At 68.1% G+C, this 3,919-nt stretch carries 2 protein-coding genes and 1 pseudogene; 1 reads left to right on the top strand and 2 read right to left on the bottom strand.

Features of this window, described 5'->3' with window-relative positions; all coding sequences use genetic code 11:
- Window positions 1-1,054, top strand: a pseudogene (locus VLG41_RS21965) (integrin); the annotation flags it as partial.
- 29 nt (window positions 1,055-1,083) lie between these two features.
- On the opposite strand, the gene boxA reads toward VLG41_RS21965, so the two are convergent.
- Complete coding sequence (gene boxA / locus VLG41_RS21960) at window positions 1,084-2,361, bottom strand: benzoyl-CoA 2,3-epoxidase subunit BoxA (protein ID WP_325351507.1); 1,278 nt, start codon at window positions 2,359-2,361, stop codon at window positions 1,084-1,086.
- A 129-nt stretch (window positions 2,362-2,490) separates the two neighbouring features.
- Window positions 2,491-3,918, bottom strand: coding sequence for a benzoyl-CoA 2,3-epoxidase subunit BoxB (gene boxB, locus VLG41_RS21955; RefSeq protein WP_325351506.1), 1,428 nt, complete (start codon window positions 3,916-3,918; stop codon window positions 2,491-2,493).
- Window position 3,919 lies beyond the last annotated feature (1 nt).

Here is a 3,919-nt window from a genome sequence, read left to right as displayed (position 1 = left end):
CAGCACCAGCACCGACCCGCTGGACAACAGCGGCGCGAGCAACGGCGCCGTCTACGTCTTCACGCGCAGCGGCGCGGCATGGCAGCAGCAGGCCTACCTCAAGGCGTCCGTGACCGATCCGCACGACGCCTTCGGCACCAGCCTGGCCCTCTCGGCCGACGGCCTGACCCTGGCCATCGGCGTTCCGAACGAGGACAGCACCAGCACCGACCCGCTGGACAACAGCGGCGCGAGCAACGGCGCCGTCTACGTCTTCACGCGCAGCGGCGCGGCCTGGCAGCAGCAGGCCTACCTCAAGGCGTTCGTGACCGATCAGAACGATTCCTTCGGCACCAGCCTGGCCCTCTCCGCCGACGGCCAGACCCTGGTCGTCGGCGCCCCGGGCGAGGACAGCAGCAGCACCGACCCGCTCGACAACAGCGGCTCGGCCAACGGCGCCGTCCACGTCTTCACACGCAGCGGCGCGGCATGGCAGCAAGAGGCCTATCTCAAAGCATCCGTCCCCGGTTCACACGACCGCTTCGGCACCAGCCTAGCCCTCTCGGCCGACGGCCTCAGCCTGGTCGTCGGCGCCCCGGGCGAGGACAGCACCAGCGCCGACCCGCTGGACAACAGCGGCTCGGACAATGGCGCCGTCCACGTCTTCACACGCAGCGGCGCGACTTGGCAGCAAGAGGCCTTTCTCAAGGCATCCGTCCCCGATTCAAATGACCGCTTCGGCATCAGCCTGGCCCTCTCGGCCGACGGCCAGACCCTGGCCATCGGCGCCCCGGGCGAAAGAAGCGCCGGCACCGACCCGCTGGACAACAGCGGCGGCGCGTACTGCGGCGCCGCCTACATCTTCAGGCGCAGCGGCGCGACATGGCAGCAGCAGGCTTTCCTCAAGGCATCCGTTCCCGATGCAAACGACTACTTCGGCGTCGGCCTGGCCCTCTCGGCCGACGGCCTGACCCTGGCCGTCGGCGCGAACCAGGAATCCAGCATCGCCACCGGCATCGGTGGCGATGCGAACGACGACAGCGCGCAATCCAGCGGCGCTGCCTACCTGTTCTGAACCAGACGCCGGCCCGGCGCCCCTGGGCCTCAGTACGTTTCCAAGTGCAGGCGCCCCTCGCGCTGCAGCGAAGCACCCACGGTTTCCCAATCAAGCCCGGCGCCCGTCGCGATGTCGCGCAGCGCCAGCACCACGCCCTCTTCCATGCTCTTGAGCCCGCACACATAGAAGTGCGCGTTCGGGTCCTTGAGCAGCGCGGCCAGGTCGGCCGCGCGCTCACGCATGGCGTCCTGCACGTACTTCTTGGGTTGCCCCGGCGTGCGGCTGAAGGCGAAGTTGGTGTCGATGAAGTCCTTGGGCAGGCTTTGCAGAGGGCCGAAGTACGGCAGCTCCTGCTGCGTGCGCGCGCCGAAGAACAGCATCAGCTTGCCGCTTTCGAACTTGCCCGACTGGCGCAGCCGGCGCCGCCATTCGGTCATGGCCCGCATCGGCGCCGAGCCGGTGCCGGTGCAGATCATCACGATGTGACTCTTCGGGTGGTTGGGCATGAGGAAGCTCGCGCCAAACGGCCCGATCACCTCGACCTTGTCGCCCACCTTCAGGTCGCACATGAAGTTGCTGGCCACGCCGCGCACCGGCTGGCCGTCGTAGTCCTCCAGCACGCGCTTGATGGTGAGCGAGAGGTTGTTGTGGCCCGGACGCTCGCCGTTGCGCGGGCTGGCGATGCTGTACTGGCGCGCGTGGTGCGCGCGGCCCTTGGCGTCGGTGCCCGGGGGCACGACACCGATGCTCTGGCCCTCCAGCACCGGGAAGGGCATGGCGCCGAAGTCCAGCACGATGTGGTGCGTGTCGTAGTCGGTGCCGACGTCGGTGACGCGCAGGTTGCCCGTCACCGTGGCGGTGATGGTCTTCTGCGCGGCCTTGGGGCCGTAGAGGTTGGTGAAGGCGTGCGCGGCCGACCAGGGCGGCAGCGTGGCGCCGTAGCGGCTGGCGACGAACTTGTCTTCGGTGGTGGCGGGCGCAGCCGCGGGCGCGGGGGCCGGCGCGGTGGCCGCGGGGGCTTCTGCGCCCGCGGCGGCCAGTTCCTCGGGCGGCAGTTCCTCGGGCAGCGACTCCCAGCCGAACTGTTCCTCGATGGTGTACGCGCGCGCCTTGGGCATGGTGCGCCAGTTGTCGATCGAGCCCGTGGGACACGGCGGCACGCAGGCCATGCACAGGTTGCACTTGCTCGCATCGACCACATAGTTGTTCGAGTCGTGCGTGATCGCGTCCACGGGGCAGGTCGCCTCGCAGGTGTTGCAGCGGATGCAGATCTCGGGGTCGATCAGGTGCTGCTGGATGACAGCGAGTTCAACAGGGGCGTTCATGTGCAATCTCCAAACAACGAGGGCCCGTTAGCGCGCACGGGCCCTGGCCGAGGATGCCGCGGATCCGGGTTTCCCGGTCCGCTGGCATTGTCCCCCTTCCAGGGGGAAGCGGCGAAGCCGCGCAGGGGGTCATCCGAATCTGACGTACTCGAAATCGACGGGCTGGCGGTTGATGCCCATCACCGGCGGCGCGATCCAGCCGGCGAACTTGCCGGGTTCGACCACACGGCCCATCAGCGAGGCCACGAAGGCGAAGTCTTCCGGCGTCGGCAGCCACTCGCCCTTCTTGGCGTTCCACTCGGCGTCGTTGACCACGCGGCCTTCGGGCGACATCCTGATGCCCGCGAGCGCGCCGATCTGGCGGTTGAAGGCCTTGTGCGGCACCGTCAGGCGCGTGGGGATGCCGGCCTTCTCCAGCACCTTGTTCCAGCGGTTCACGCCCGCCACGGAGTCGGTGATGAAGTCGTCGCGCAGCACCTCGTTGAGGGCGTTGAGCATCGGCACTTCCTTCTCGACGAGCTGGCCGTCCTTCACCTCGAGCACCTTGTAGGTCTGGCCCTTGAGGACGTGGTCGTCGCTGCGCTTGCCCTCTTCGTAGCGGCCCTTGAGGCCCGAGCTGTAGAAGATGGCGGCGTTGCTCGACTGGTCGGCGCCGAACAGGTCGATGGTGACCGAGTAGTGGAAGTTGAGGTAACGCTGCACGGTGCCCAGGTCGATGGCGCCGGCCGCGCGCACCTTGGCCGGGTCGTCGGTCTTGAGCTCGTTCATCACCTGCGCGGTGCGCTGCAGCACGCGCGAGACGCCGCTTTCGCCCACGAACATGTGGTGGGCTTCCTCGGTCAGCATGAACTTCGTCGTGCGCGCCAGCGGGTCGAACGCGGACTCGGCCAGCGCGGAGAGCTGGAACTTGCCGTCGCGGTCGGTGAAGTAGGTGAACATGAAGAAGGCCAGCCAGTCGGGCGTCTTCTCGTTGAACGCGCCCAGGATGCGCGGGTTGTCCTGGTCGCCCGAGGTGCGCTGCAGCAGGGCCTCGGCCTCTTCGCGGCCGTCGCGGCCGAAGTGCTTGTGCAGCAGGTAGACCATGGCCCAGAGGTGGCGGCCCTCTTCCACGTTGATCTGGAACAGGTTGCGCAGGTCGTACATGCTGGGCGCGGTCAGGCCCAGGTGGCGCTGCTGCTCCACCGACGCGGGCTCGGTGTCGCCCTGCGTGACGATGATGCGGCGCAGGTTGGCGCGGTGCTCGCCGGGCACGTCGTTCCAGGCGGCCTCGCCCTTGTGGTCGCCGAAGTGGATCTTGCGCTCGGCCTCGCCGGGGTTGAGGAAGATGCCCCAGCGGTAGTCACGCATCTTCACGTGGCCGAACTGGGCCCAGCCCTGCGGGTCCACGCTCACCGCGGTGCGCAGATAGACCTCGTGGTTGGTCGAGCCCTCGGGGCCGACGTCGTCCCACCAGTTGATGAAGTTGGGCTGCCAGCCTTCCAGCGCGCGCTGCAGCGTGCGGTCTTCGGACAGGTTGACGTTGTTCGGGATCTTCTCGCTGTAGTTGATCGTGGACATG

Origin of the sequence: Hydrogenophaga sp. (assembly GCF_035481345.1) — a bacterium.
Classification (GTDB): domain Bacteria; phylum Pseudomonadota; class Gammaproteobacteria; order Burkholderiales; family Burkholderiaceae_C; genus Hydrogenophaga.
This window is presented reverse-complemented; position numbering and strand designations above follow the sequence as displayed.